A 22964-nucleotide genomic window follows, 5' to 3' on the forward strand; every position below is an offset into this window, starting at 1 on the left:
TGTCGGCGGCGATTGAGGACAGACGCGGGTGGGAACTCAATGAAACTTGGTTTTGTGGGCACGGGCGCGCTGAGCTCGGCCATCGTCACCGGGCTGAAGTCGCTGCCCGGCGAGACGACGCCGGTGGTGGTCTCGCCGCGCAACGAGGCGATCGCTGCCGAGCTTGCCGCTCGCTACCCGGATGTGCGCATCGCCGCCGACAACCAGACCGTGCTCGACCAGTGCGACACGGTCATGCTGGCGGTACGGCCGCAGATCGCGCGCGAGGTGCTGAAGGAATTGCGGTTCCGGCCGGACCACCACGTCGTCAGCCTGATCGCGACGATATCGCGCGAGGAGATCGCCGGTCTCGTGGCGCCGGCGGCGCATGTGAGCAAGGCGCTGCCGATGCCGATGATCGCACGGCTGCAGGGCGCGACGCTTGTCTGCCCGCCGGACCCGATCGTGGCGGGGTTCTTCGGAAGGCTGGGCGGAGTGATCGAGGTCGAGAACCAGGCCGAGTTCGACGCGCTCAGCGTCATCACCGCGACCTATGCCAGCTATTTCAAATATCTCGACACGATCCATGCCTGGGTGCGCGGCCAGGGTGTGCCGGGCGACAAGGCTCGCGACTACATCACCAGCATCTACAAGGCGCTGGCCAACGCGCCGGACACCGCGCCGGACGAAGATTTCATGCATCTTGCGCAGGACTATGCGACGCGCGGGGGGATCAACGAGCAGGTGCTGCGCGAGCTGACTGAGCGCGGAACCTTCGAGGCCTTCGCCGGGAGCCTCGGCAGCGTTCATCAGCGTATTGTGGGGAAGTAGTCGTCGCTCCGCCGGAGCAAGCCGCAGCGCACCGTTACGGCGAAAGCGGCGTGCTCCTACGCGGACCATGGCCCGCAATTCGCCTGGGGATTGCCGGAGAGATTCTCGCGAAAGCGTGACTATCCGCCAGTCTAGCGCCGCTCCGGCAGCATCCGCAGAACAAAGCCGACCATCAGCCCGAGAATGAAGCCGAGCGGGCCTGTGATGAAGATGCCAAGCAGCGGACCCTGATTTGCTTCCGGCGTGAAGATGACCGGACCGACGAAACCGCCGAGAAAGCCGATCGCACCCAGGATGGCACCCCATTTAACCATTGGCCCCTCCGTCCGCTCGGATAGATCAACAGATTCTCGCGCCGGAACAAAGCCCGCGCATTAGCGTTGGCTCACACAACAAAATTTTGGAGATCGTCATGCTGCGAGGCGGATTGCTTTGGCTTATCGGGATTCCTTTGCCCATCATCCTTATTCTTTGGCTGCTCGGTTATCTGCATTAGCCGTCAGAAACGCAGGCCGGAACAACACGAAGGTCCGGCCTGTCGCGGCTCAGGCTGCGCCCGTAAGCTCAACGGCCGTGCGCACACGGGCGAGCACCTCGCACAGCATGTCGTGCATGGCCTTGCGCGCCCTCGCGGCATCGCCGGCCTCGATCGCCCTCAGCACCTTGCCATGCGCGTCGAGATCGCCGACCGGGTGACCGAACAGCGCGTTGGTGGTCGGCACGCTATATTGCAGCGCCGTGTGGATCAGCGCCGAGAGCGGCAGGAAGAAGCGGTTGCCGGTGGCGGCTAGCACCGCTTCATGGAAAGCGGCGTCCGACAGGACCGGATCGCCCTGGCCGCAGGACGCGGCGCGCATCGCTTCGAAGGCCTCGCGGATGGCGGCGATCTCGTCCGGGTTGTTGCGGCTCGCGGCAAGGGCCGCGGCCTCGCATTCGAAGCCCAGGCGCACCTCCAGGAGTTCGATGATGAAGCGGCGCGGTGTCGCGCTGGCGCGCAGCCAGCCCAGCACGGAAGGGTCCAAAAAATTCCAGTCCTTCAGCGGGCGGATGCGCGAGCCGCGCCGCGGTCGGGTGACCAGCAGGCCCTTGGCCCACAGGATCTTCACCGCCTCGCGGGCGGCGCTGCGGCTGGCGCCGAAGCGGGCGCAGATCTCCTCCTCGCCGAGCAGCGTCGCGCCGGGTGGAAACAGCCCGCCGAGAATCTCGCGGCCGAGGATGTTGGCTATCTCGTCCGTCACCGACGAGGTCTGGTTGCCTGCCATTTCTCCCGGCTCATTTAGTCTGCCACAACCGTCGGTGTTACCTCACCAAGCCGGGTCTGTCCATATCATCTGATTTGTCAGATAAATGCAGTTGAAGCCGCCGCGGCTTTCCTGTTAGCTGCGAGAAGAGAAAATTCGAGCGAAGCAGCGGAGAGCCGGTTTGTCGCCAACATCCTCCATGCGCGCGGTTGTGCTGCGCCGGCCGCTCGACCTCGACGTCGAGGAGCGCGCGACGCCAACGCCCGGCCCCGGCGAGGTGCTGGTGCGCATCGCGCGCGGCGGCATCTGCGGCTCCGACCTGCATTATTTCCGCCATGGCGGCTTCGGCACCGTGCGCATGAAGGAGCCGATGATCCTCGGCCATGAGATCGCCGGCCGCGTCGAGGCGCTGGGCGCCGGCGTCTCCGGGCCGGCTGTGGGCACGGCGGTCGCTGTCAATCCGGCCAATCCTTGCGGTACCTGCGCCTTCTGCCGGGCCGGGCAGCCGATCCATTGTCTCGACATGCGTTTCCTGGGGTCTGCGATGCGCACGCCGCATGTGCAGGGCGGCTTTGCCGAGCATGTCGTCTGCCGCGCTGAAAACGCCGTGCCGCTGGCGAAGGGCTCCGACCCCACGGCCGGCGCCTTCGCCGAGCCTCTCGCCGTGACGTTGCATGCCGTCGCCCAGGCTCCGGTCTATGGCAGCCGCGTGCTGATCATGGGCGCCGGACCGATCGGGACACTGCTGGTGCTCGCCGCGCGCTTTGCCGGCGCGCGCGAGGTGGTCGTCACCGACGTGCAGGACAAGCCGCTGGAATATGCGGCCAAGGCCGGCGCCGACCGCACCATCAATGTCGCCACCCATGCGGACGCGATGGATGCCTATGCCGCCAACAAGGGGCATTTCGACGTCGTCTTCGAGGCCGCCGGCCAGGGCGCCACGGTGGCCAGCGCCTTGCCTATCATCAAGCCGCGCGGCACGCTGGTGACCGTCGGCCAAGGCGCGACGGCGGAGCTTTCGATCTCGATCATCGTCACCAAGGAAATCCAGTTGAAAGGCAGCTTCCGCTTCGACACGGAATTCGCGCTTGCGGTCGACCTGATCGGCTCCGGCCGCATCGACGTCGCGCCGCTGCTCAGCAACACGCTGCCGCTCGCCAAGGCGCGAAAAGCCTTTGAGCTCGCCAGCGACAAATCGCAATCGATGAAGGTGCAAATTGCGTTCGACTGATTATCTCGGCCGTCTCTTCGGCCTCGAAGGCAGGCATGCCTTCGTCACCGGCGCCAGCCGCGGCCTGGGCCTCGCCTTCGCGGAGGCGCTCGCCGGCGCCGGCGCGCGCGTCACGCTCGGCGGCCGCAAGATGGAGGAGCTGAAGGCTGCCGGCGACAGGCTGCGTGCCGAAGGCCACACGGTCGCGGAAGCCGTGATCGACGTCACCGACACCCAATCGGTCGATGCGGCAATCGCGGCTTCGGAAGCCGACACCGGGCCGATCGACATCCTCATCAACAATGCCGGCATCCAGCGCCGCGCTCCGCTCGAAACTTTTTCCGACGCCGACTGGGACGCGCTGATGGCGACCAATCTCGACGGCGTGTTCAAGGTGAGCCGCGCCGCGGTCAATGGCATGATCCAACGCCGCAAGGGCGTCATCATCAACGTCTCCTCGGTACAGAGTGCGCTCGCCCGCCCCTCCATCGCGCCCTACGCGGCGAGCAAGGGAGCGATCACCATGCTGACCAAGTCAATGGCCGGCGAATGGGGCCAGCACGGCGTGCGCGTCAACGCCATTGCCCCCGGCTATTTCAAGACCGAGCTCAACGCCGCCCTCGTCGCCGACGAGACATTCTCGACATGGCTCACCGGCCGCACGCCGATGCGGCGCTGGGGCGATGTCGAGGAACTGGCGGGTGCGGCGGTGTTCCTGGCGTCGGATGCCGCGAGTTTCGTGACGGGGCAGACGCTGCTAGTGGATGGGGGGATTACGAGCGTGCTGTGACGCGACCGGCGTTACAGCGGCAGGCTTGTCACACCCGTCGATAGATGCGGCTCGCTCGGCGCGGGTGCTGTGTCAACCTTGGCGCTTGCGCCCGCCTTGCCCTTCATCATCTCGACCAGCACCTTGTCCACCGACAGCCTGCCCGCCCCGCTGAGCGCCAGGATGAACATGCCGCCAGCGATGGCGAGGTCCTTCTCGAAATGCAGCAGCTCGTTCTGGCTGGCGAAATTGGTGTGGAAGAGGCTGGCCGTCATCAGGCAGAACAGGCCGAGCCCGATCGCCCCCAGCCGCGCCAGGATGCCGAGCGCCACCGACAGGCCGGCACCGAGTTGCAGCGCGATGGTGGCGATGAGCAGCGGCGTGCCGACGCCGAGCGCGGCCATGGCCTTCTGAGCGCCCTCGAAATGCGTCGCCAGTTGCAGTCCCTCATGCACGAAGACCAGGGACAGGAGCAGACGGCCGGCAAGCAGGACCACGTCCCTGACGTGAAGCTTTTCGGCAAGTTCGGTCGGTGTCATCGTCGGCTCCAATCCTTGGAAACAGGTGCCCTCACGCGTCCACGTGGACGCGCGTCTGCGCGCTCGAGGTTGAAAGGTCGGAGCCGGCGCGAGGGAGAGGAACGCCGGCTCCGGTTTTCGGGCGCTACCGCCGTGGCGCCCAAAATGTTGGGATTGGCGGGAGAGGTCAGCGCCAGGCCCCCTCCTCCAGCCGCTTCGCGGCCACGTCTCCCCCACTTTGTCTAGGGCATGCGCACATTTCCAAGCGGCTGATCTTTGGTGATGGCGTGCATGGCAGCTTGGCGCATGCGTTGTCCAATGCAGCGCTGGTCGACCCCCACTCCGTCTCGGCTTCGCCGAGCCACCTCTCCCCCGATCGACGGGGTAGAGGAAAGGCGCCAAGCTTCTTGCCATCAACGTTCGTCCGGCAACGCTCCCTTCCTTTCCCTCCAGAGGGGGGAAAGGTGGCGCTGCGAAGCAGCGACGGATTGGGGGGACCACCTGGCAATCAAGCCTCGGCCTGATCAGTCACGCCAGTCACAGAAGATGTGCGCATAGCATAGCCCACTTCGCGGGGCGAGGAGCAGCGTTACTTCGTCACCTTGGTGTCGATGGCCTGCTTGAGGTCGGAAAGCTCCTCGCAGCCTGACGGGCAAAGTTTTTGCAGCGAGGCGAGCTGCTCGTTGGCCTTGGCCATGTCGCCGGTCTCGACATAGAGCTCGCCCAGATATTCATGCGCGGCCTTGTGGTCGGGCTTAAGCTCCAGCGCCTTGGTGTAGTAGGTGAGCGAGGTCTGGTAGTCGCCGGTCTTGCGCAGCGTGAAGCCGAGCAGATTGTAGACATCGGCCTGCTGGGTGTCCTGCGCGAGGTCGCGCAGGTCGGCCAGCGCGCTTTGATAGTCCTTGGCGTCGATCTTGGCCTTCACGGCCGTCAGGTCGGGCGCATCGGCGCCTTCGATGTCGTCCACGGCATAGGCCGGAGCGGCGATGACGACGGGGGCCGCGGTCAAGACCGCAATGGCGCCGAGCACCGCGAAAGTTAAGTGTTTCATGGGAGTTGTCGCTTTCTGTTCAGGATCCGATTCAAAATCAGATCTGGGTTGGGGTGAAGGCGTAGGCATTGCCGTCCTTGACGAAGCTGCCAGTGCCGGGGAACGGGAAGTGCGAGCCGCAGATGCGGACATTGTCGGCGATCACCTGGTCGATGATCTTGTGGCGCGTGGCGATCGCCATCGGCCCGTCCTGGTCGTAGGCGCCCTGCCATTCGGGATGCGGGGCAAGCAGCGCGGGCACATACATGGTGTCGGCGGAGACGAGGAACTGCTCGGCGCCGGCATCGACATGGTAGACGGAATGTCCGGGCGTGTGGCCGGGTGCCGCCATGAGGCGGATGCCGGGCACCACTTCCGCGCCGTCGTCGACCAGCTTCCAGTTCTTCCATTTCGGAAAATTCTCGGCGATGCGCTTGCCCGCCGGCTTGCGGCCCTCGGGCAGCTTGGCGAGGCGGCTCGGATCCGTCCACCAATTGTACTCGGTGGCGTTGACGATCAGCTCGGCATTCGGAAACACCGGATCGTTGGTGCCCTTCTCCATCAGGCCCCAGACATGGTCCGGATGGAAATGTGAGATCAGAATGGTGTCGATCGCCTTGTAGTCGATGCCGGCGGCCTTCATGTTGGCCGGCAGATGTGTAGCGTTGGCCTGCCACTGGCCGACGCCAGAGCCCGCGTCCATCATGATGGTGCGGCCGTTCATCTTGAGCACGACGACGGTGAGCGGGATCGGCATGAACTCGGTGGTCAGCCCCGCCTTGGCGAGCGCCGCCTTGGTGTCGTCGACCGACACGCCCTTGATGAAGGCCGGGTCATGGGGCTTGCGCCAGATACCGTCATAGACGGCGGTGACCTCGAGCGAGCCGACCTTGTATTTGTAGAAGCCGACCAGCGGCTCGACCGGGGTTTCGGCGTGAGCCGCGGGCACGAATTCCAGCTTGCCGGCAATGCCGAAGGCGGCAGCGGCGGCGGCTGATCCGAGCACCATGCGGCGTGTCATGTTGAACATCAGAAATCTCCTCTAGTGGCTGCGTGTAGCGGTGGTTCCCTGGAAAGGGCATTTCCCGCGGGCTGGCGGCGCGAGGCCCGGGAAGGTTCGCCTCGCTACAGCCAAGACCCGGAAGGCCGGGGCTTTATTCCCGGGGCGCGGAAGATTTTTTGGGACACGCGAAGTCAGGATCGAGGCCGCCGGTCGCCAGCCGTCATCGAACTGTCACACCCAAACGGGTGGCGCATGCTAGAAACGCTGCCTGGCCGCCCCCGCGACCCCGACCGTATCAAGAGCCGGCGAAGCCGCCATGAACATCGCCCTCCCCGCCGAAGGCACTGATCTCTCGCCCTACTTGCCGGACGAGCACGGGCTGTTCTTCATCTACCATTTCAAGACCGACGGTTCCCGCACCAAGGATCCCGCCGAGGCGCATTGGAGCTGGCGCAGCTACCAGATCACCGACATGCGCGCCCGCAAGGAGATCGGCGCCGAGCAGGCCCTGCCGGCGCCGGTACGCGAGGCCTTCCTGTCGCCCAGCCATGGCTGCCAGATCGATTTCGAGGACGACTTCCTCTATGGCGACCTGCCCGACCTCAGGCACGATTTCGCGGAGGCGCGCGGGCTCACGCATTTCCGCTTCGCCTTCAACGACAGGATGCTGGTCGGCGCCCGCAAGCAGCCGCTGGAATCGGTCGACAGGATCCGCAAGCTGGTGGAGAGCGGCGCGCGGAAATTCCGCACGCCGGCCGAGCTGATCGAGGCGGTGATGGGCCAGTCGCTCGACGGCATGGCGGCCGAGCTCGACAGGATGGGCGACACGCTCGACGGCATCGAGGACCGCATCGTGTGCGATGCATGGCACAATGAGCGCCAGGCGCTGGTCGACGCGCGCCGGCAGCTGGTGCTGATCCACCGGCAGATGGCGACGCTCACCAGCCTTTTCCGCCACCTCGACCATTCGCATCGCAACGACCTGCCCGATCCGATCAATGACATGGCAACGAGGCTCTCGCACCGGGCGCACACGCTGCATCACGACGGCGAGCAGTTGCAGGCGCGCACCCGCCTTTTGCAGGACGAGCTGATGGCCAAGCTCACCGAGCAGTCGAACCAGCTGCTCTACATCCTGTCGGTCATGACGGCGGTGCTGTTGCCGATGACCATCATCTCCGGCCTGTTCGGCATGAATGTCGGCGGGCTGCCGCTGGTCGACACGCCGCACGGCTTTTGGGTGGTGACCGCGATCTCGGTCGTCATCGCCGGCATCGTTTACAAGATCGTGCGACGGCTGGGGCGGGTGTAGCGCGCCGATCCTTATCTCGTCGCCGGCGCCGCCGGGCGAGCCTCGCGGCCTCGGAACATCGACCATGAATACATCGCCAGCGCCGTCCAGATGATCGCGAAGGCGATCGCCTGCGTGGTGCCGAACGGCTCGTCGAAGATCAGCACGGCGATCAGGAACACCATGGTCGGCGCGATATATTGCATGATGCCGATGGTGGAGAGCCGCAGCAGCCGGGCGCCGAAGGCGAAGAGCAGCAGCGGCACGGCGGTGATTGGGCCGCAGCCGATCAGCAAGGCCGTGTCGGAACCGGTGCTGGAGATGAGATGATCCTGGCCGGTGGCAACCAGGTAGGCGATATAGCAGAGCGCCGGCACCGACAGCAAAAGCACCTCGAGCAGGAACCCCTGGCTCGGGCCGATCGGCAGGGTCTTGCGGAAGAAGCCGTAGGCGGCGAAGGAGAAGGCGAGCGCCAGCGACACCCAGGGCAGCTTGCCGGCCTCGACGGTCAGCACCGTCACCGCGATCGCGGCCAGCGCAACCGCCGCGATCTGTAGCCGGTCGAGCCGCTCGCCGAGCAGCACCGCGCCGACGACGACGTTGACCAGCGGGTTGATGTAATAGCCCAGCGCGGTCTCGACGGTGCGGTCGACCGCGATCGCCCAGACATAGATGCCCCAGTTGACCGAGATCAGCACCGCCGTCAGCGCCGCCATGGCAAGGCTTTTGGGCGAGCGGATCGCCGCCTTGAAGTCGGCGGTGCGGCCGGCCCAGATCAGCACCGCCGCGGCGATCGGCACCGACCAGACGACGCGGTTGGCGATCACCTCGGCAAGCGGCAGATGCGCCACTGCCTTCATGTAGAAAGGCAGCAGTCCCCAAAGGAAATAAGCGCCAAGCGCCAGAAGGAAGCCGCGGCGGCCCTTGGCGTCTTGATCGAGATCGGCTGTAGCGGTGACCATGGCCCGACGCTATGGCCCAGCCGACCGCCCAAGACCATCACAAAATTATGATGGATCAACGGACTTTTCGTGATGGTTCAAACGGTTGACTACGCTCCAAGGCGCTTCAACAGCGAAGGCTGCTCATTGCTGGGCGGGTTTTTCGACAAGCTCGAAGAAGACCCTGTCGGGTGCTCCTCCATCATGCCTGAAGCCAGTCAACTCCGCCGCCAGATCGAGAGGAATGTCGAAGATGTAATCGACGTCATCTTCCTTGTCCTGCTTTGAAAACGCCTGCTGCCTCTTGGCTTCAAAAGAGGCCGGAAGATCGCCCGTTGTGTGCAAGTCCATGACGTTCTCGTCACCGCTGTGCCAAATTCTCCAGATATTGCTTCCATCGTTCCAGAGTTCTGCCCGCGCGAACATCGTAAGTTCTTCGATATGCACGACAACCATTTCCTTGCCCTGCGAAAACACGGACAGGTGGCTATCGGGAGGATTGGGAAAGGTGCAGCAATCAAGGATGATGAACCCCCAGTTTTTATCGCTGTAAAAGGCATTTATCGGCGCATCGAAGTCTTCCGATGAGCCGCCGACCTCCCTGCCAACCAGGGCCGCGACTTCCTTGATCCCGCAGCCCCGGAAGCCAAACCAGCTTGTCGAAAAACCCATGCTTGCTACTCCGCCGCCACCAGTCCCGCCATCTCGCGGTTCTTCATCAGCTTGTAGATGATCGAATCCATCAGCGCCTGGAAGGAGGCGTCGATGATGTTTTCCGACACGCCGACCGTCCACCAGCGGGCGCCGGTGGAATCATGCGATTCGACCAGAACGCGGGTGATCGCCTCGGTGCCGCCGTTGAGGATACGCACCTTGAAGTCGGCGAGCTCGAGGTCGACGATCTCGCTCTGGTATTTGCCGAGGTCCTTGCGCAGCGCGATGTCGAGCGCATTGACCGGGCCATGGCCCTCGGCCACCGACATCTTCTCCTCGCCATCGACCTCGACCTTCACGATCGCCTCGGAGACGGTCTTCAGATTGCCGTTCGCGTCGAAGCGGCGCTCGACCATGCAGCGGAAGGAGGTGACGTTGAAGAACTCCGGCAGCCCATGCAGCATTTTTCGCGCAAGCAGCTCGAACGAAGCGTCGGCGCCTTCATAGGCATAGCCCTCGGCCTCGCGCTCCTTGACGACGGCGATCAGCGCGTCGAGCCGATGATCGTCCTTCGGCACCTCGATGCCGCGCCGCTTCAGCTCGGCAAGGAAATTGGCCTTGCCGCCCTGGTCGGAGACCATGACGCGGCGGCGGTTGCCGACGGCTTCCGGCGGCACGTGCTCATAGGTCGCCGGCTCCTTGGCCAGAGCTGAGGCGTGGATGCCTGCCTTGGTGGCGAAGGCCGAGGAGCCGACATAGGGTGCTTGGGCTTCCGGCGCGCGGTTGAGCAATTCGTCGAAGGCGCGGGAGAGCCTGGATATTCCGGTCAGATCCTCCGCCGAAATGCCGGTTTCGAAGCGATCGGCGAAGGCCGGCTTCAGCGAAAGCGTCGGGATGATGGTGATCAGATTGGCGTTGCCGCAGCGCTCGCCGATGCCGTTCAGCGTGCCCTGGATCTGGCGAACGCCGGCCTCCACGGCGGCGAGCGAGTTCGCCACCGCCTGTCCAGTGTCGTCATGGGCGTGGATGCCGAGACGGTCGCCCGGGATGCCGCCGGCGATCACCTTCTCGACGATCGCGCGCACTTCGGAAGGCTGCGTGCCGCCATTGGTGTCGCACAGCACCACCCAGCGCGCACCGGCATCGTGAGCCGTCTTGGCGCAGGCCAGCGCGTAATCGGGATTGGCCTTGAAGCCATCGAAGAAATGCTCGCAGTCGACCATCGCTTCCTTGCCGGCGGCGACCGCCGTCTCGACCGAGGTCTTGATCGATTCGAGATTCTCCTCGTTGGTGCAGCCGAGCGCGACGCGGACATGATAGTCCCAACTCTTGGCGACAAAGCAGATGGCGTCCGACTTCGACTGCACCAGCGCCGCCAGCCCCGGATCGTTGGAAGCCGAGACCCCTGCCCGTTTGGTCATGCCGAAGGCGACGAATTTCGCGCTTTCCGTCCGCTTCTTCTGGAAGAAGGCGGTGTCGGTCGGGTTCGCGCCCGGATAGCCGCCCTCGACATAGTCGATCCCGAACGCGTCGAGCAGTTTTGCGATAGCAATCTTGTCCTCGACGGAAAAATCGATGCCCGGCGTCTGCTGGCCGTCGCGCAGCGTGGTGTCGAAGAGGAACAGTCTTTGTTTTTTCATGGCAGTAGCTCGAAAAGCCGCGATCCTTCACCGCAGAGCACGAAGCTGCATGGTTATTTGCCCGCAAACCGATCCGTCGCCCGGATCAGCCGGTCCAGAATCCCCGGCTCGGAATAGGCGTGGCCGGCGCCTTCGATCAGGTGGAAATCCGCTTTCGGCCAGGCCTTGTGCAATGCCCAGGCATATTTCGCCGGGCATGGCATGTCGTAGCGGCCGTGGACGATGGTGCCGGGAACGTCCTTTAGCTTCCAGGCGTCGCGCAGAAGCTGCCCTTCTTCCAGCCAGCCGGCATGGACGAAGTAATGGTTCTCGATGCGGGCGAAGGCGACGGCGTAATCATCCTGGCCGAACGGGTCGCTGGTCTCGGGTTCGGGAAGCAGCGTGATCGTCTCGCCCTCCCAAATGCTCCACGCGCGCGCGGCCTCGACTTGGCGCGCGCGGTCGGAGCCGACCAGCCGCTTGCGGTAGGCGGCCATCATGTCGCCGCGCTCGGCCGCGGGGATCGGCGCCAGGAACCGCTCCCATTTGTCGGGAAACATCTCCGAGACGCCAAACTGGTAATACCATTCGAGCTCGGCGCGGGTGAGCATATAGATGCCGCGCACGATGAGCTCGCTGACGCGTTCGGTATGCGTCTCGGCATAGGCGAGCGCCAGCGTCGAGCCCCACGAGCCGCCGAAGACCAGCCATTTGTCGAAGCCGGCCATCTCGCGCAGCCGCTCGATGTCGGCGACGAGGTGCCAGGTGGTGTTGGCCTCGAGCGAGGCGTTGGGCGTCGACTTGCCGCAGCCACGCTGGTCGAACAGGATGACGTCGTAGAGCTTCGGATCGAACAGGCGCCGGTGCTTTGGCGAGATGGTGCCGCCCGGGCCGCCATGCAGGAACACGGCAGGCTTGGCGCCCCTGGTGCCGCAGCGCTCCCAATAGATGGTGTGGCCGTCGCCGACATCGAGCATGCCGGACTCGAACGGCTCGATCTCGGGATAGAGCGTACGCAACGAACTGCCATGGATTGTCATAGTTTCAAGCCCTGCTCCGGCCAGTTGGCCGTCTCGTGGTCGGGGTGCTGGAAGGAGATGATCTGCTCCTGCCGCCGATAGAAATCGGGATCGTCGAGGGTCGGCGCCTCGAAGATCTTCTCCACCCAGGGCAGCCGCACCGCGTAGTTCACCTGGATCTGCGGCGCGAGGTCGGAGCGGTCGTCGAAGGCGCCGATGGCAATCTCCAACGCGCCGGGCTGGCGATAGATCAGCGGCGTGCCGCAGCGGGCGCAGAAGCCACGGTCGATGTTGACCGAGGACTGGAAATAGCTCGGCTCTTCATGGGTCCATTCGACGCCGTCCTTCGGCACCGTCACGAGAGCGCCGAAGAAATTGCCGAACTGCTTTTGGCACATGCGGCAGTGGCAGATGGACGGGCGCCCGAGCTTGCCGTGCACGCGGAAACGCACGGCGCCGCACTGGCAGCCCCCGGTTCGAACTTGATCGGTCATGGTCTTTCCTCCGGCGGCCATTGGTCGGTGTCGTGATCGGGATGCTGATAGGAGACGAGCTCGGCGAGGTAGGGCGCAGAGCCGATATCGGCCATCGTGTCCTCCGACGGCAGCTTCGGTATGCTGTCGACATAGGGAAGTTTTGCCTCGACGCCCCACTGCACAGTCGGCGCGATGCCCGTCGGGTCGTCGAAGGCGGCGATCGCCAGCGCGATACCGTCGGGCGCCTCGAAGGTCAGAGGCGTGCCGCATTCGGCGCAGAAGCCGCGCCAGGCGGCGCTGGAAGAGCGGAAGCGTTTCGGCTCGCCGCGCGTCCAGTCGAGCGTGGCGCCGCGCACCGAGACCAGCGGCAGATAGAAATTGCCGCTCGCCTTCTGGCACATGCGGCAATGGCAGATCGACGCGTCGCCCAGCGCCCCTTCGACGCGGAAGCGTACCGCGCCGCATTGGCAGCCGCCGGTGTAGACCGGCCTGTTGTCGAGGCTCATCGCTCACTCCGTTTCATGGGCTGCTTTAGGGGCTCACTCCGGATCATGGCAGACCGCCTCGACATTGTTGCCGTCGGGATCGGATACGAAGGCGCCGTAATAATTGGGATGATAGTGCGGACGCAGGCCCGGCCCGCCATTGTCCTTGCCGCCGGCGGCAAGCGCTGCCGCATGGAAGGCGTCGACCTCGGCGCGGCTGCGCGCGGTGAAGGCGATGTGCTGATGGTCCTTCGGCTTCTCCTTGCCCGCGCTCATCCAGAACACCGGCCGATCGCGGCCATAGCCGCCGACCTTGGCGCCGCCGGTATATTCCTCCGGCACCATATAGAGCAGCGAAGCCCCCAACGGCGCCATCGCCTTGTCGTAGAAGGATTTCGACGCGTCGAAATCGGAAACGGTGATGCCGAGATGATCGATCATATGACGAGCTCCTCCCTTGGTGGCGCAGGCGCATCGGCCAGGCCGGCCACAATGACGATGTGCTGGCAGACATTGTCGATATCGCGGATCACGTCGTCGTTCCAGAAGCGCAGGATGGTCCAGCCGCCGGCACTTAGGTAAGCGCTTCTTGCATCGTCATATCGTGAGTGTTCGGCATCGGCATGCTGACTGCCATCGACCTCGACTATCAGTCGGTGAGCAGAACAAGCGAAGTCGACAATGTAAGGTCCTATCGGCACCTGTCGCCTAAAACTCATGCCCATCAGGCGGTGGGCGCGCAACTCATTCCAGAGCTTCAGCTCGGCATCGGTCATCGCGCGCCGCATCGATTTGGCGTTCTTGCGCTGACGGGACGGAACGAGGTCGTGTCCCATGGCTATGCAGCCCTACGCTGGAGATTGGCGAAAGGGGGCGCGACAGTTGATCTCCTCCCTTGCGGGGGAGATGTCCGGCAGGACAGAGGGGGGTGCTGTCCCGCCAGCGTAACAGCTCTTAGGGAGTGCTGCACTCTCAGGAAATAGCTATCGCCAAAGCGGGCAAGCGGAGAGGCTGGCGTTCCTTCACACCCCCCTCTGTCCTGCCGGACATCTCCCCCGCAAGGGGGGAGATTGGCCGTCACGACGCCCTTCGCCAATCCCCAGAGTGCCATCACCGCTTCACCTCCCACGTGGTCACGCGCGCGCCGGTGACAGGGTCCTTGCCGTCCTTGAGCTGCACGCCCTGCGCCAGCAGTTCGTCGCGGATGCGGTCGCCTTCGGACCAGTTCTTGGCGGCGATGAATTCCAAGCGTTTGGCGATCGCCCTGCCGACCGCGGCCTCGTCGACCTTGGCCGCGCCGACATCGAAGCCGAGGAAGGCAAGCGCCGCTTTCAACGAAGCGGCGGCATTGCCACCATCGCCGCCAACCTCGCTCGCCTCGCCGGCAAGCTGCGTCAGCCGCTGGAAGGCGGCGTAGGTGGCGAGGTCGTCGGACAGCGCTTCCACAACTTCGGCCGGAAGGTCGTTCGCGGCCGCGGGCGCGTGGTCGGCGGCGCGCTTCCATTTGCGCAGCGTGTTTTCCGCCTCCTCCAGCTTGCGCACGGAGAAGTCGATCGGCTCGCGGTAATGCGTCATCAGCATCGCCAGCCTGAGCACCTCGCCGGGCCAGGTGCGGCCACCAAAAGTCTCGGTCTCCAGCAATTCATGGATCGAATAGAAATTGCCGAGGCTCTTGGACATCTTCTGGCCCTCGACCTGCAGGAAGCCGTTATGCATCCAGACATTGGCCATGACCTTGGTGCCGTGGGCGCAGCGGGACTGGGCGATCTCGTTCTCGTGGTGCGGGAAGATCAGGTCCAGCCCGCCGCCATGGATATCGAAGACCTCGCCGAGATAGGCGGCCGACATGGCCGAGCATTCGATGTGCCAGCCGGGCCGGCCCCTGCCCCACGGGCTTTCCCAGCCGGGCTCTTCGGGCGAAGACAATTTCCACAGCACGAAATCGCCTGGGTTCTTCTTGTGCGCGTCGACGGCGATGCGTGCACCCGCCTGCTGCTCGTCGAGATTGCGCTTGGACAATTCGCCATAGTCCGGCATCGATGCGGTGTCGAACAGCACCTCGCCGCCGGCGACATAGGCGTGGCCGCGCTCGATCAGCTGGCGGATCAGCGACAGCATGTCGGCCTTGCCGTCGGCGCGGGGCGCGACGAACTCGGTGGCCCTCGGCTCGTACGTCGGCTCAAGGCAGCCGAGCGCGGCGACATCCTTGTGGTACTGGTCTGCCGTCTTTTCGGTGACCTTGCGGATCGCGTCGTTGAGCGACAGCTTTCCGGCCGCGATCTCGCCGCCGAAGTCTCGCAGCGCCCTGGCATTTATCTTGTCGTCGACATCCGTGATGTTGCGCACATACGTGACGTGCTTCTCGCCGTAGAGTTGGCGCAACAGGCGGAAAAGCACGTCGAAGACGATCGCCGGCCTGGCATTGCCGATATGGGCAAAGTCGTAAACGGTCGGGCCGCAGACATACATGCGCACATTTTGCGGGTCGATCGGAACGAAAGGTTCCTTCGTCCGCGTCAGCGTGTTGTAGAGGCTGAGGCCCTTCGATGCGTCAGACATGCGGTCCCGGTCCTTGGTTTGGGTTCACTGGAACCGGGTCCGCGCCGAAGGCGCAAATCAGGCTCCAGCCTGCTGGCCGGGGCGTTTTTTCCGATCTGGGGAAAGATGAGGCGAAAACGTCCGGACCAGCGCGAGGCTAGCCAATAATGCAAATGCCACAAATGGCGAAAGACGTTTTCATGCGCGGCTTTATCGCGCCGGCGGGTGTTGCCGTCAAGTCGCTCGGCTTAGGAAAGATGTCGTTGGATCACCGGTAAAGACGCGGCGAAACATTTCATTAAACATGTCGGCACAGTGATGAAACATTCGCTGGCTAGACCGCCAGATGTCACGATTTGGACGGAATCGGCCGCCAAACGCTGAACACGAAACCGTTACCAGGGAAGAGAAACATGGCTCGCAACAAGCAGGAACAGAACCGACAAACGCAGCCCGCACTGGCCAGCCACTACCGCGCGATCGGCCCGGCGGCCATCGTCGCCGCCCTTCTCCACACCGCGAAGAAGAAGAAGCCGACGCAGAAGATCGTTTCGCCGCGCGCTGCCTGAAAAGGCACGACCGGCATGGTCCCCGACGACGGGGACGCCGGCGACGAGGGCGCCAAAAGAGCGCCCTGGAGATGAAGGCCCCAAAGCAGCCTTTCGGGCAAGCAGCCTTCGCTAGAACAAGCTCATCTGGTTTTCGTCCGCGCCAGGCTTCTGGCGCCTGGGCTTTTCGGCTTGCGGCGAAACGATGCCGCGCTCCTGGATCTCCGGCCCGGTGTTGGCGACCTTGTTGACAAGGTCGGAAACCGGTATCGCCTCGAAGAAATCCGGCTCGGCGGGCTTCAGCAGATCGAGCACGTGGCGCGGCTCCTGCGTGCGGCAATCGAGCCAGCGGGCGAAGTCGCGCTCCTCGATGGCCACCGGCATGCGATCGTGGATATGGGCAATGCCGGCATTGGCCTCAGTCGTGATGATCGCGCCGGTGTCCATCTCGGAACCGCCAGGCTCGGAGTAGGTCTCGATCAGGCCGGCGAAGGCGACCACGCCGCCGCGTCGCGGGCGAATCCAGTAGGGCTGCCCCTTGGCCGAACCCGATTGCTGCCACTCGTAGAAGCCCGATGCCGGCACAAGAGCGCGGCGGTGGCGCATGGCGGTCTTGAACGAGGCCTTTTGCAGAACGCCCTCGGAGCGGGCGTTGAACAGCAGCGGGAATTCCCTGGTGTCCTCGACCCAGGCCGGGATCAGCCCCCAGCGCACCAGCATCGCCTGGCGGTCCGGCATGTTTGAGCCCGGCTCGCGCTGCGGGCCGGCAAGCACCATGAGCACCGGCTGAGTCGGCGCGATGTTGTAGCGTGGCGGAAATTCCTCCAGTTCCGCAAGGCCCAGGAAGGCCGCGGTCTGTTCCGGCGTGGCGGTCAGGGCAAAGCGTCCGCACATGGATCTGGGCTCTTCGATTGACGTGCCATCAAAGTGGCGATGGAACCGCCATGCCGCAACGGCTAAAGCTGGATTCGCCCAATCGGTCCACAAAAGCCTGCAGAAGGATCGGAACGCATGGAAGAGCGCAAGATCATACCTGCCGTTTCCGTCGCTGTCGTGCGCGGCGGCACCGTGCTTCTGGTCAAGCGTGCGCGGGCGCCATCAAAGGGGCTCTATGCCTATCCCGGCGGCAAGGTCGAGCCGGGCGAAACGCTGGCGGAGGCCGCCGCGCGGGAGTTGCGTGAAGAGACCGGACTGGAAGCCATCGACTATCGCCCGCTGCGCGATATCCATATCGATGGCAGCGGCGAGAATCACGCGGTCGACTATCTGCTGACGGTGTTCGGCGCCGCCTATGCCGGCGGCGAGCCCGTGGCAAACGACGATGCCGAGACCGCGGCATTCTACACGCTGGCGGAAATGGCAGGGATGCCGCTTGCCGGCGACGTGTTTTCGGTCGCCGAGGAATTGCTCGGCCCCGCGCAACTAGCAACGCCGTGAGCATCCAGAATGGCCTTGCAGGCGACAAAATGTTTCGCCACAAAGCCTTGCCCTTTCTTCGCAAGGCCCCGATGACCCGCGCTTCCCCTCTTCTTGCCGCGTGCCTCGCCGTCGGCATCGCCGCCTCGCCGGCCCCGGCGCGCGCCACCGAGGCGCCGTTCGAGCCGGGCCTGATGCGGCTGGCGGAAGTGCTGGGATCTCTGCATTTCCTGCGCAACCTGTGCGGCGAAAAGGGCGACCAGTGGCGGGTCGAAATGGAAAAGCTGCTCGAGTCGGAAAATCCGGACCCCGACCGGCGCGCCCGCTTCATCGCCTCCTTCAACCGCGGCTATCGCTCCTTCAGCGGCACCTACACACAATGCACGCCTTCGGCGACCGCGGCCATTGCCCGCTACATGAAGGAAGGCGAGACGCTGTCGCGCGACATTGCTTCGCGCTACGGCAACTGAGGCGGCTCGGGCCGCCAGCGCGTTTTGCCCAGATTTCTTGCGACAATCGGCGCCAATGTGACCTGCCTTATTGTCTCCTGTCCCGCTCTGGTGCAATCATCTGTTGCGGTTTCGCAACAGTGTTAATGAAACGTTAGCGCGCGATTGCGGAATTAACTCAAACTGAAGGTTTTGATGCCGCAAGCCGGCCTAATCGGCTAAGCTCGGCATCGATTGAGCGCAGTCTCGCCGACGATGTGAATTTCGACCCTAAAAATGTCGTATTTACAAGGACTTAATTGAGACCGCGGACGAACTGACAGCCCAAGCTAGGTCCACTATTGGATCGCCGCTTGCAGTAAGGTGGACATCGCAATGGAACATGGTGTCAGCGACATCGACGCATTGGTCAGGGAGGAAAAGCGCCTGACCGCCGTTGAGAGCCACAGCGAGGCGTGGGCGGAAGGCCTGTCGGCCGGCATCGAGCCGGAGATCATCGCCGAGGCGGCGCTGGAGACGGCTTTCGGCGAGATGTTGCGCGCCAATGGCGAGACCTCGGCGCTGGCGCTGCTCGACCGCATGCGGGAAAAGGTGATAGCCGGCGCCTTCGAGCCGGAACGGCTGAAGCACTAGTCATCTGTTTTGACAGCGACTTTTCGACGGTGACTTTTGACGAGGGCACGCCGTTTGGGCATCATGCCCATGCGCTTGACCATTCAAGGCGCCGCCCGGACAAGGCCGGGCAACAATGGAGAGGCAAGCGGTGAGATTTTCGATGTCAGGCCGGCCACGCGGGCTGACCCTCAACATCCTGATCACCGCTTCCTGCCTTGCGCTGCCTTTATGCCTCGCCAGCACGGCTTCCTACGCCCTGAGCGAGATCCAGCGCGAGGACCTGCCTTCCCCGGTGACCCCGCCCGGCAACAGCGACAGCACCGCGCCCGGCAGCACCGTGCCAATACCGGAGGCCCCTGGCAGCAAACCCACGGGCAGCGGCCAGCCGGCCGACGACACCGACAAGTCGGAGCCGGAAACGCCGCCCGCCAATGGCGGCATCACGAGCCCGCGCGCCGATCCTGATCAACCTCCGCCGGCGGTCGTCTACGACCTCGACACGCTCCCCGAACCCGTCAAGCGCATGCATGGGCTGATCATCGAGGCCTGCCGGACCGGCGACATCGAGAAGCTGCGGCCGCTGATCGGCAAGGGCGATTCCATGACGCAATTGTCGCTGGGCGACATCGACGGCGACCCGATCACCTTCCTCAAGGGCCTTTCGGGCGACAGTGACGGCCAGGAAATCCTCGCCATCCTGGAAGAGGTGCTTTCGGCCGGCTATGTCCATGTCGACACGGGCACGCCGCAGGAACTCTATGTCTGGCCGTATTTCTTCGCGCTGCCGCTCGACAAGCTCGATGCCAGGCAACGCGTCGAATTGTTCAAGCTGGTCACGGCCAGCGACTATGACGATATGAAGCAGTTCGGCGCTTACATCTTCTACCGCGTCGGCATCACGCCGACCGGACAGTGGCTGTTCTTTGTCGCTGGGGACTAAGCAGACCAGGTATGGCAATGTGGCGGGGCAACGAAACGACCTCCGTCAAGCCTATTGGTAGGACTGTCGTGACGGCTTAGGCAGTGGTCAGAAGGATACCGTGGCCGAATTCGTCAGCCAACTTCATGATCAGCAGCTTCTCACGCGCCGTAAGGCGCTTTTGATCGACAAAGCGCCAGTTGCGCTCGTAAAGCGCGAAGGCTTCTTTGGCGGGAATAGGGCGCGCGACATCGCGGTTCCAGGCGAGCGCCTGGAGCTCAGGAAATTCCGCAGGAATGATCGGCGCAATATTCGCGGTCATAGCGCATCCAAGATAATGCAGAGCGCTTAATAAATCCAACGTTGGCAGGCTAAACGGCCAGCGCCTCGGAGAACTCCACCGCCCTGCCCTGGCCGGGTGTCACGATCTCGCCCTCCCACATCACGCGCGTGCCGCGCAGGATGGTGCCGACCGGCCAGCCGGTGACCTCCTTGCCGTCATACGGCGTCCAGCCGGCCTTGGAGCCGGCCTGGGCGTTGGTGATGGTCTCGCGCCGCTTCATATCGACGACCGTGAAATCGGCATCGTAGCCGGCGGCGATGCGGCCCTTCCTGGCCATGCCGAAAATGCGCTGCGGGCCGTGGCTGGAAAGATCGACGAAGCGCTGCAAGGTGAGCCGGCCCGCATTGACGTGGTCGAGCATGATCGGCACCAGCGTCTGCACGCCGGTCATGCCCGACGGCGAGGCCGGATAGGGCTTCGCCTTCTCGGCCAGCGTGTGCGGCGCGTGGTCGGACCCCAGCACGTCGACGATTCCTTGCGCAATGCCATGCCAGACGCCGTCGCGATGGCGGGCGGCTCGGACCGGCGGGTTCATCTGGAGCAGCGTGCCAAGCCTGGCATAGTCGTCCGCCGTCAGCGTCAGATGATGCGGCGTCGCCTCACAGGTCGCGACATCCTTGTGCTGTTCGAGGAAGACGATCTCCTCGGCCGTCGAGATGTGCAGCACATGGATGCGCGCGCGCGTTTGCCTGGCGATGCGCACCAGGCGCTCGGTGCAGCGCAGTGCCGCGATCTCGTCGCGCCAGACGGGATGCGACGACGGATCGCCCTCGATGCGCTCGCCGAGCCGCTCGCGCAGACGGAATTCGTCTTCCGAATGGAAGGCGGAGCGGCGGCGGGTGTTGCGCAGGATCGAGGCGACGCCCTCGTCGTCCTCGACCAGAAGGTCGCCCGTGGACGAACCCATGAACACCTTTATGCCGGCCGCTCCCGGCAGCCGTTCCAGTTCGCCGACATCGCGAGCATTGTCGCGCGTGCCGCCGACCCAGAAGGCGAAATCGCAATTCATGCGGCCGGTGGCGCGGCGCACCTTGTCGGCGAGAGCCGCCTCGCTGGTGGTCAACGGATTGGTGTTGGGCATCTCGAAGACGGCGGTGACGCCGCCCAGCACCGCCGCACGGGAGCCCGTCTCCAGGTCCTCCTTGTGCTCCAGCCCCGGCTCGCGGAAATGCACCTGGCTGTCGACGACGCCTGGCAGGATGTGCAGGCCGGTGCAGTCGATGGTTTCGCCGGCCGAGGCCTGGCCGAGATCGCCGATCCGCACAATGCGTCCGGCCTTCACGCCGATGTCGCGACGACCCTCCCCGTCATGGTTGACCACGGTGCCGCCTGTCAGGATGAGGTCGAAGGTGGTTGCCATGGGCAGGTCCAATCTCTTGCGGGGGGAGTGTGGCCGGCTTACGTAATGGCCGAACGTTTTGCAAGATCAGGCCGATTTTACGCTCATGCCCTTTGCTCAGTTGAAAGACCGCGCGCTCATTACCGTGTCAGGCCCCGATGCCGAGCATTTCCTGCAGAACATCCTCACCACCGATCTCGATACGCTGAAGCCCGGCGAGGCCAGACCCGGCGCGCTGCTGGCGCCGCAGGGCAAGATCCTGTTCGATTTCCTGATCTCGCGCGCCGCCGACAACGGTTTTCGGCTCGACTGCCGGGCCGACATCGCCGACGACTTCGTGCGCCGGCTCATGCTTTACCGGCTAAGGGCAAAGGCCGAGATTGCCAAGCAGGATCAGGTGGTTGTCACGGTCGCGTGGGGCGATGAATCAACCACCTCATCTTCCGATTCAACGGCGCTTGCCGACACGCGTTTTCGCGATGTGGCGGTGAGGCGTGGCTATGGCGGCGGGGCAAAGGACGGTAGCGATCCTGATGGCTGGAAAGCCGTTCGCATCGCCAACGGCGTCGCCGAAAGCGGCTCCGACTACCAGCTTGGCGACGCCTTCCCGCATGACGTGCTGCTCGACGAAACCGGCGGCGTCGGCTTCAAGAAGGGCTGCTATATCGGCCAGGAAGTGGTTTCGCGCATGCAGCATCGCGGCACCGCGCGGCGCCGGGTTCTGATCGCATCGGCTGACGGCTCCCTGCCCGCTTCGGGAACCGAGCTCACCGTCGCCGGCCGGCCATTAGGCGCGCTCGGCTCAGTCGACGGCAAGATCGGCCTTGCCATCGCCCGTATCGATCGCGTCAAGGCGGCGCTTGATGCCGGCGAGGCCATCATGGCCGGCGCCATCCCGGTGATGCTCGCCATTCCCGCATGGGCGAAGTTTTCCTACCCGCAGGACGCGGCCTCTGCGGAGGAGGCCTGATGGCCGCCGACCGGGCCGGCGCGCCGCCGCGCGCTTGGCAACGCATGCTTTCGGGGCGGCGGCTCGACCTGCTCGACCCCTCACCGCTCGACATCGAGATTGCCGACATTGCGCACGGTCTGGCCCGTGTCGCCCGCTGGAACGGCCAGACCAGCGGCGAGCACGCCTTCTCGGTCGCGCAGCATTCGCTGCAGGTCGAGGCGCTCTATGGCGAGCTGGCACCGCAGGCCACGGCCGAGGCGCGGCTTGCCGCGCTGCTGCACGACGCGCCGGAATATGTCATCGGCGACATGATCTCGCCGTTCAAATCGGTGATGGGCGGCTCCTACAAGGATTGCGAGCTACGCCTGCAGCACGCCATCCATCTGCGTTTCTCGCTGCCGGCGGAGCTCAGCGCAGCCTTGCGCAAGGACATCAAGCGCGCCGACCAGATCGCCGCCTATTTCGAGGCGACGCTGTTGGCCGGCTTCTCGACGGCGGAGGCGACCGAGTATTTCGGCCGGCCGCGCGGCTTCTCCGCCGACCGCTTCGACTTCGCGCCCAAATCCGTGACCTGGGCGCAAACGGCTTTCCTCAAGCGTTTCAAGACGCTGGAAGCCAGGCGCCAGTCCTCGCTTGCCGCCAGTTCAGCAAGCTAAAGAAGGCCGACCGGCGGCCGCCGCCGGACATAGCCATCGCCCCTGCTCCCGAGTTTCGTCAGAAGCGCCGGATTGGCGTAATCTGCCACCGGCATGGCGTGCTTTGTCAGTGAACGGGTAAAT

Annotated in this window: 28 protein-coding genes; 11 read left to right on the plus strand and 17 right to left on the minus strand. The window is 64.4% G+C overall.

The window, feature by feature from the left end:
• The first annotated feature begins 39 nt into the window (after positions 1–39).
• On the plus strand, positions 40–810 hold the full coding sequence (locus EN852_RS25125; protein ID WP_127877773.1) for a pyrroline-5-carboxylate reductase: 771 nt from the start codon (positions 40–42) through the stop codon (positions 808–810).
• A gap of 131 nt (positions 811–941) precedes the next feature.
• On the opposite strand, the gene EN852_RS25130 is transcribed toward EN852_RS25125, so the two are convergent.
• Positions 942–1124: a hypothetical protein gene (locus EN852_RS25130; protein ID WP_127877772.1), complete on the minus strand. Its 183-nt coding sequence runs from the start codon at positions 1122–1124 to the stop codon at positions 942–944.
• A 231-nt stretch (positions 1125–1355) separates the two neighbouring features.
• Positions 1356–2072, minus strand: a complete 717-nt coding sequence (locus EN852_RS25135; protein WP_127877771.1) for a FadR/GntR family transcriptional regulator — start codon at positions 2070–2072, stop codon at positions 1356–1358.
• 178 nt (positions 2073–2250) lie between these two features.
• Between EN852_RS25135 and EN852_RS25140 the strand changes: the two genes are divergently transcribed.
• Positions 2251–3282 carry an L-idonate 5-dehydrogenase gene (locus tag EN852_RS25140; protein WP_127877963.1) on the plus strand — a complete coding sequence of 344 codons (1032 nt, stop codon included), beginning with the start codon at positions 2251–2253 and terminating at the stop codon, positions 3280–3282.
• The gene (locus EN852_RS25145) at positions 3269–4051 is read left to right on the plus strand and encodes a glucose 1-dehydrogenase (protein WP_127877770.1); all 783 of its coding nucleotides are present in this window, start codon (positions 3269–3271) and stop codon (positions 4049–4051) included. The genes EN852_RS25140 and EN852_RS25145 overlap by 14 nt, the downstream gene beginning before the upstream one ends.
• Positions 4052–4062: 11 nt before the next feature.
• Here the strand turns inward: EN852_RS25145 and EN852_RS25150 are convergent, their stop codons facing one another.
• The 3 genes from EN852_RS25150 to EN852_RS25160 form a co-directional block, all read right to left on the minus strand.
• The gene (locus EN852_RS25150) at positions 4063–4569 is read right to left on the minus strand and encodes a DoxX family protein (protein ID WP_127877769.1); all 507 of its coding nucleotides are present in this window, start codon (positions 4567–4569) and stop codon (positions 4063–4065) included.
• A 568-nt stretch (positions 4570–5137) separates the two neighbouring features.
• Positions 5138–5599: a tetratricopeptide repeat protein gene (locus tag EN852_RS25155; RefSeq protein WP_127877768.1), complete on the minus strand. Its 462-nt coding sequence runs from the start codon at positions 5597–5599 to the stop codon at positions 5138–5140.
• Positions 5600–5636: 37 nt separating this feature from the next.
• Complete coding sequence (locus EN852_RS25160; protein ID WP_127877767.1) at positions 5637–6608, minus strand: MBL fold metallo-hydrolase; 972 nt, start codon at positions 6606–6608, stop codon at positions 5637–5639.
• A gap of 289 nt (positions 6609–6897) precedes the next feature.
• On the opposite strand from EN852_RS25160, the gene EN852_RS25165 reads away from it, so the two are divergent.
• Entirely contained in the window at positions 6898–7893 is a 996-nt protein-coding gene (locus tag EN852_RS25165) for a transporter (protein WP_127877766.1), read from the plus strand.
• An 11-nt stretch (positions 7894–7904) separates the two neighbouring features.
• On the opposite strand, the gene rarD is transcribed toward EN852_RS25165, so the two are convergent.
• The 9 genes from rarD to cysS all read right to left on the minus strand — a co-directional run bounded on the left by rarD (position 7905) and on the right by cysS (position 15625).
• The gene (gene rarD / locus EN852_RS25170) at positions 7905–8834 is read right to left on the minus strand and encodes an EamA family transporter RarD (protein WP_127877765.1); all 930 of its coding nucleotides are present in this window, start codon (positions 8832–8834) and stop codon (positions 7905–7907) included.
• Positions 8835–8957: 123 nt separating this feature from the next.
• Positions 8958–9485, minus strand: coding sequence for a hypothetical protein (locus tag EN852_RS25175; RefSeq protein ID WP_127877764.1), 528 nt, complete (start codon positions 9483–9485; stop codon positions 8958–8960).
• A gap of 5 nt (positions 9486–9490) precedes the next feature.
• Positions 9491–11107, minus strand: a complete 1617-nt coding sequence (gene cimA, locus EN852_RS25180) for a citramalate synthase (protein ID WP_127877762.1) — start codon at positions 11105–11107, stop codon at positions 9491–9493.
• 53 nt (positions 11108–11160) lie between these two features.
• Positions 11161–12126: a prolyl aminopeptidase gene (pip, locus tag EN852_RS25185; RefSeq protein ID WP_127877760.1), complete on the minus strand. Its 966-nt coding sequence runs from the start codon at positions 12124–12126 to the stop codon at positions 11161–11163.
• Entirely contained in the window at positions 12123–12599 is a 477-nt protein-coding gene (locus EN852_RS25190) for a GFA family protein (RefSeq protein ID WP_127877758.1), read from the minus strand. The genes pip and EN852_RS25190 overlap by 4 nt, the downstream gene beginning before the upstream one ends.
• Complete coding sequence (locus tag EN852_RS25195; RefSeq protein ID WP_127867260.1) at positions 12596–13087, minus strand: GFA family protein; 492 nt, start codon at positions 13085–13087, stop codon at positions 12596–12598. The genes EN852_RS25190 and EN852_RS25195 overlap by 4 nt, the downstream gene beginning before the upstream one ends.
• Before the next feature lie 33 nt (positions 13088–13120).
• Entirely contained in the window at positions 13121–13507 is a 387-nt protein-coding gene (locus EN852_RS25200) for a VOC family protein (RefSeq protein WP_127877756.1), read from the minus strand.
• Positions 13504–13902: an endonuclease domain-containing protein gene (locus EN852_RS25205; RefSeq protein ID WP_127877754.1), complete on the minus strand. Its 399-nt coding sequence runs from the start codon at positions 13900–13902 to the stop codon at positions 13504–13506. The genes EN852_RS25200 and EN852_RS25205 overlap by 4 nt, the downstream gene beginning before the upstream one ends.
• A gap of 274 nt (positions 13903–14176) precedes the next feature.
• Positions 14177–15625 (minus strand): cysteine--tRNA ligase, encoded by a 1449-nt coding sequence (gene cysS, locus EN852_RS25210; RefSeq protein WP_127877752.1) that lies wholly within the window; start codon positions 15623–15625, stop codon positions 14177–14179.
• 392 nt (positions 15626–16017) lie between these two features.
• Here cysS and EN852_RS25215 point away from each other — a divergent pair, with 392 nt between their 5' ends.
• Entirely contained in the window at positions 16018–16173 is a 156-nt protein-coding gene (locus EN852_RS25215) for a hypothetical protein (protein ID WP_127877750.1), read from the plus strand.
• A 111-nt stretch (positions 16174–16284) separates the two neighbouring features.
• On the opposite strand, the gene EN852_RS25220 is transcribed toward EN852_RS25215, so the two are convergent.
• A complete protein-coding gene (locus EN852_RS25220; RefSeq protein ID WP_127877748.1) occupies positions 16285–17046 on the minus strand; it encodes an SOS response-associated peptidase in 762 nt (253 codons plus the stop codon).
• 117 nt (positions 17047–17163) lie between these two features.
• Here EN852_RS25220 and EN852_RS25225 point away from each other — a divergent pair, with 117 nt between their 5' ends.
• The 4 genes from EN852_RS25225 (at position 17164) to EN852_RS25240 (ending at position 19572) form a co-directional block, all read left to right on the plus strand.
• Positions 17164–17589 (plus strand): NUDIX hydrolase, encoded by a 426-nt coding sequence (locus EN852_RS25225; protein WP_127877746.1) that lies wholly within the window; start codon positions 17164–17166, stop codon positions 17587–17589.
• 71 nt (positions 17590–17660) lie between these two features.
• Positions 17661–18038, plus strand: coding sequence for a TIGR02301 family protein (locus tag EN852_RS25230; protein WP_095816436.1), 378 nt, complete (start codon positions 17661–17663; stop codon positions 18036–18038).
• 354 nt (positions 18039–18392) lie between these two features.
• Positions 18393–18650, plus strand: a complete 258-nt coding sequence (locus EN852_RS25235) for a hypothetical protein (protein ID WP_040984202.1) — start codon at positions 18393–18395, stop codon at positions 18648–18650.
• A 130-nt stretch (positions 18651–18780) separates the two neighbouring features.
• Positions 18781–19572: a hypothetical protein gene (locus tag EN852_RS25240; RefSeq protein WP_189546160.1), complete on the plus strand. Its 792-nt coding sequence runs from the start codon at positions 18781–18783 to the stop codon at positions 19570–19572.
• A gap of 76 nt (positions 19573–19648) precedes the next feature.
• Here EN852_RS25240 and EN852_RS25245 read toward each other — a convergent pair whose 3' ends face one another.
• Positions 19649–19873 (minus strand): hypothetical protein, encoded by a 225-nt coding sequence (locus tag EN852_RS25245; protein ID WP_095766953.1) that lies wholly within the window; start codon positions 19871–19873, stop codon positions 19649–19651.
• A gap of 49 nt (positions 19874–19922) precedes the next feature.
• Positions 19923–21254 carry a dihydroorotase gene (locus EN852_RS25250; RefSeq protein WP_127877742.1) on the minus strand — a complete coding sequence of 444 codons (1332 nt, stop codon included), beginning with the start codon at positions 21252–21254 and terminating at the stop codon, positions 19923–19925.
• 85 nt (positions 21255–21339) lie between these two features.
• Between EN852_RS25250 and EN852_RS25255 the strand changes: the two genes are divergently transcribed.
• Positions 21340–22203: a folate-binding protein YgfZ gene (locus tag EN852_RS25255; RefSeq protein ID WP_127877740.1), complete on the plus strand. Its 864-nt coding sequence runs from the start codon at positions 21340–21342 to the stop codon at positions 22201–22203.
• Positions 22203–22841 carry an HD family hydrolase gene (locus tag EN852_RS25260; RefSeq protein ID WP_127877738.1) on the plus strand — a complete coding sequence of 213 codons (639 nt, stop codon included), beginning with the start codon at positions 22203–22205 and terminating at the stop codon, positions 22839–22841. The genes EN852_RS25255 and EN852_RS25260 overlap by 1 nt, the downstream gene beginning before the upstream one ends.
• Positions 22842–22964: the final 123 nt, after the last annotated feature.

The sequence above is a fragment of the Mesorhizobium sp. M2E.F.Ca.ET.209.01.1.1 genome (genome assembly GCF_004010375.2).
Lineage (GTDB): Bacteria > Pseudomonadota > Alphaproteobacteria > Rhizobiales > Rhizobiaceae > Mesorhizobium.

Coding starts and splice junctions, on each gene's coding strand:
- EN852_RS25130 (WP_127877772.1), bottom strand. CDS start 1,124: ATGGTTAAATGGGGTGCCATCCTGGGTGCGATCGGCTTTCTCGGCGGT.
- EN852_RS25220 (WP_127877748.1), bottom strand. CDS start 17,046: ATGTGCGGACGCTTTGCCCTGACCGCCACGCCGGAACAGACCGCGGCC.
- EN852_RS25250 (WP_127877742.1), bottom strand. CDS start 21,254: ATGGCAACCACCTTCGACCTCATCCTGACAGGCGGCACCGTGGTCAAC.
- EN852_RS25235 (WP_040984202.1), top strand. CDS start 18,393: ATGGAACATGGTGTCAGCGACATCGACGCATTGGTCAGGGAGGAAAAG.
- EN852_RS25155 (WP_127877768.1), bottom strand. CDS start 5,599: ATGAAACACTTAACTTTCGCGGTGCTCGGCGCCATTGCGGTCTTGACC.
- EN852_RS25175 (WP_127877764.1), bottom strand. CDS start 9,485: ATGGGTTTTTCGACAAGCTGGTTTGGCTTCCGGGGCTGCGGGATCAAG.
- EN852_RS25160 (WP_127877767.1), bottom strand. CDS start 6,608: ATGTTCAACATGACACGCCGCATGGTGCTCGGATCAGCCGCCGCCGCT.
- EN852_RS25230 (WP_095816436.1), top strand. CDS start 17,661: ATGACCCGCGCTTCCCCTCTTCTTGCCGCGTGCCTCGCCGTCGGCATC.
- EN852_RS25125 (WP_127877773.1), top strand. CDS start 40: ATGAAACTTGGTTTTGTGGGCACGGGCGCGCTGAGCTCGGCCATCGTC.
- EN852_RS25225 (WP_127877746.1), top strand. CDS start 17,164: ATGGAAGAGCGCAAGATCATACCTGCCGTTTCCGTCGCTGTCGTGCGC.
- EN852_RS25255 (WP_127877740.1), top strand. CDS start 21,340: ATGCCCTTTGCTCAGTTGAAAGACCGCGCGCTCATTACCGTGTCAGGC.
- cysS (WP_127877752.1), bottom strand. CDS start 15,625: ATGTCTGACGCATCGAAGGGCCTCAGCCTCTACAACACGCTGACGCGG.
- pip (WP_127877760.1), bottom strand. CDS start 12,126: ATGACAATCCATGGCAGTTCGTTGCGTACGCTCTATCCCGAGATCGAG.
- EN852_RS25200 (WP_127877756.1), bottom strand. CDS start 13,507: ATGATCGATCATCTCGGCATCACCGTTTCCGATTTCGACGCGTCGAAA.
- EN852_RS25205 (WP_127877754.1), bottom strand. CDS start 13,902: ATGGGACACGACCTCGTTCCGTCCCGTCAGCGCAAGAACGCCAAATCG.
- EN852_RS25165 (WP_127877766.1), top strand. CDS start 6,898: ATGAACATCGCCCTCCCCGCCGAAGGCACTGATCTCTCGCCCTACTTG.
- cimA (WP_127877762.1), bottom strand. CDS start 11,107: ATGAAAAAACAAAGACTGTTCCTCTTCGACACCACGCTGCGCGACGGC.
- EN852_RS25260 (WP_127877738.1), top strand. CDS start 22,203: ATGGCCGCCGACCGGGCCGGCGCGCCGCCGCGCGCTTGGCAACGCATG.
- EN852_RS25245 (WP_095766953.1), bottom strand. CDS start 19,873: ATGACCGCGAATATTGCGCCGATCATTCCTGCGGAATTTCCTGAGCTC.
- rarD (WP_127877765.1), bottom strand. CDS start 8,834: ATGGTCACCGCTACAGCCGATCTCGATCAAGACGCCAAGGGCCGCCGC.
- EN852_RS25215 (WP_127877750.1), top strand. CDS start 16,018: ATGGCTCGCAACAAGCAGGAACAGAACCGACAAACGCAGCCCGCACTG.
- EN852_RS25190 (WP_127877758.1), bottom strand. CDS start 12,599: ATGACCGATCAAGTTCGAACCGGGGGCTGCCAGTGCGGCGCCGTGCGT.
- EN852_RS25135 (WP_127877771.1), bottom strand. CDS start 2,072: ATGGCAGGCAACCAGACCTCGTCGGTGACGGACGAGATAGCCAACATC.
- EN852_RS25140 (WP_127877963.1), top strand. CDS start 2,251: ATGCGCGCGGTTGTGCTGCGCCGGCCGCTCGACCTCGACGTCGAGGAG.
- EN852_RS25150 (WP_127877769.1), bottom strand. CDS start 4,569: ATGACACCGACCGAACTTGCCGAAAAGCTTCACGTCAGGGACGTGGTC.
- EN852_RS25195 (WP_127867260.1), bottom strand. CDS start 13,087: ATGAGCCTCGACAACAGGCCGGTCTACACCGGCGGCTGCCAATGCGGC.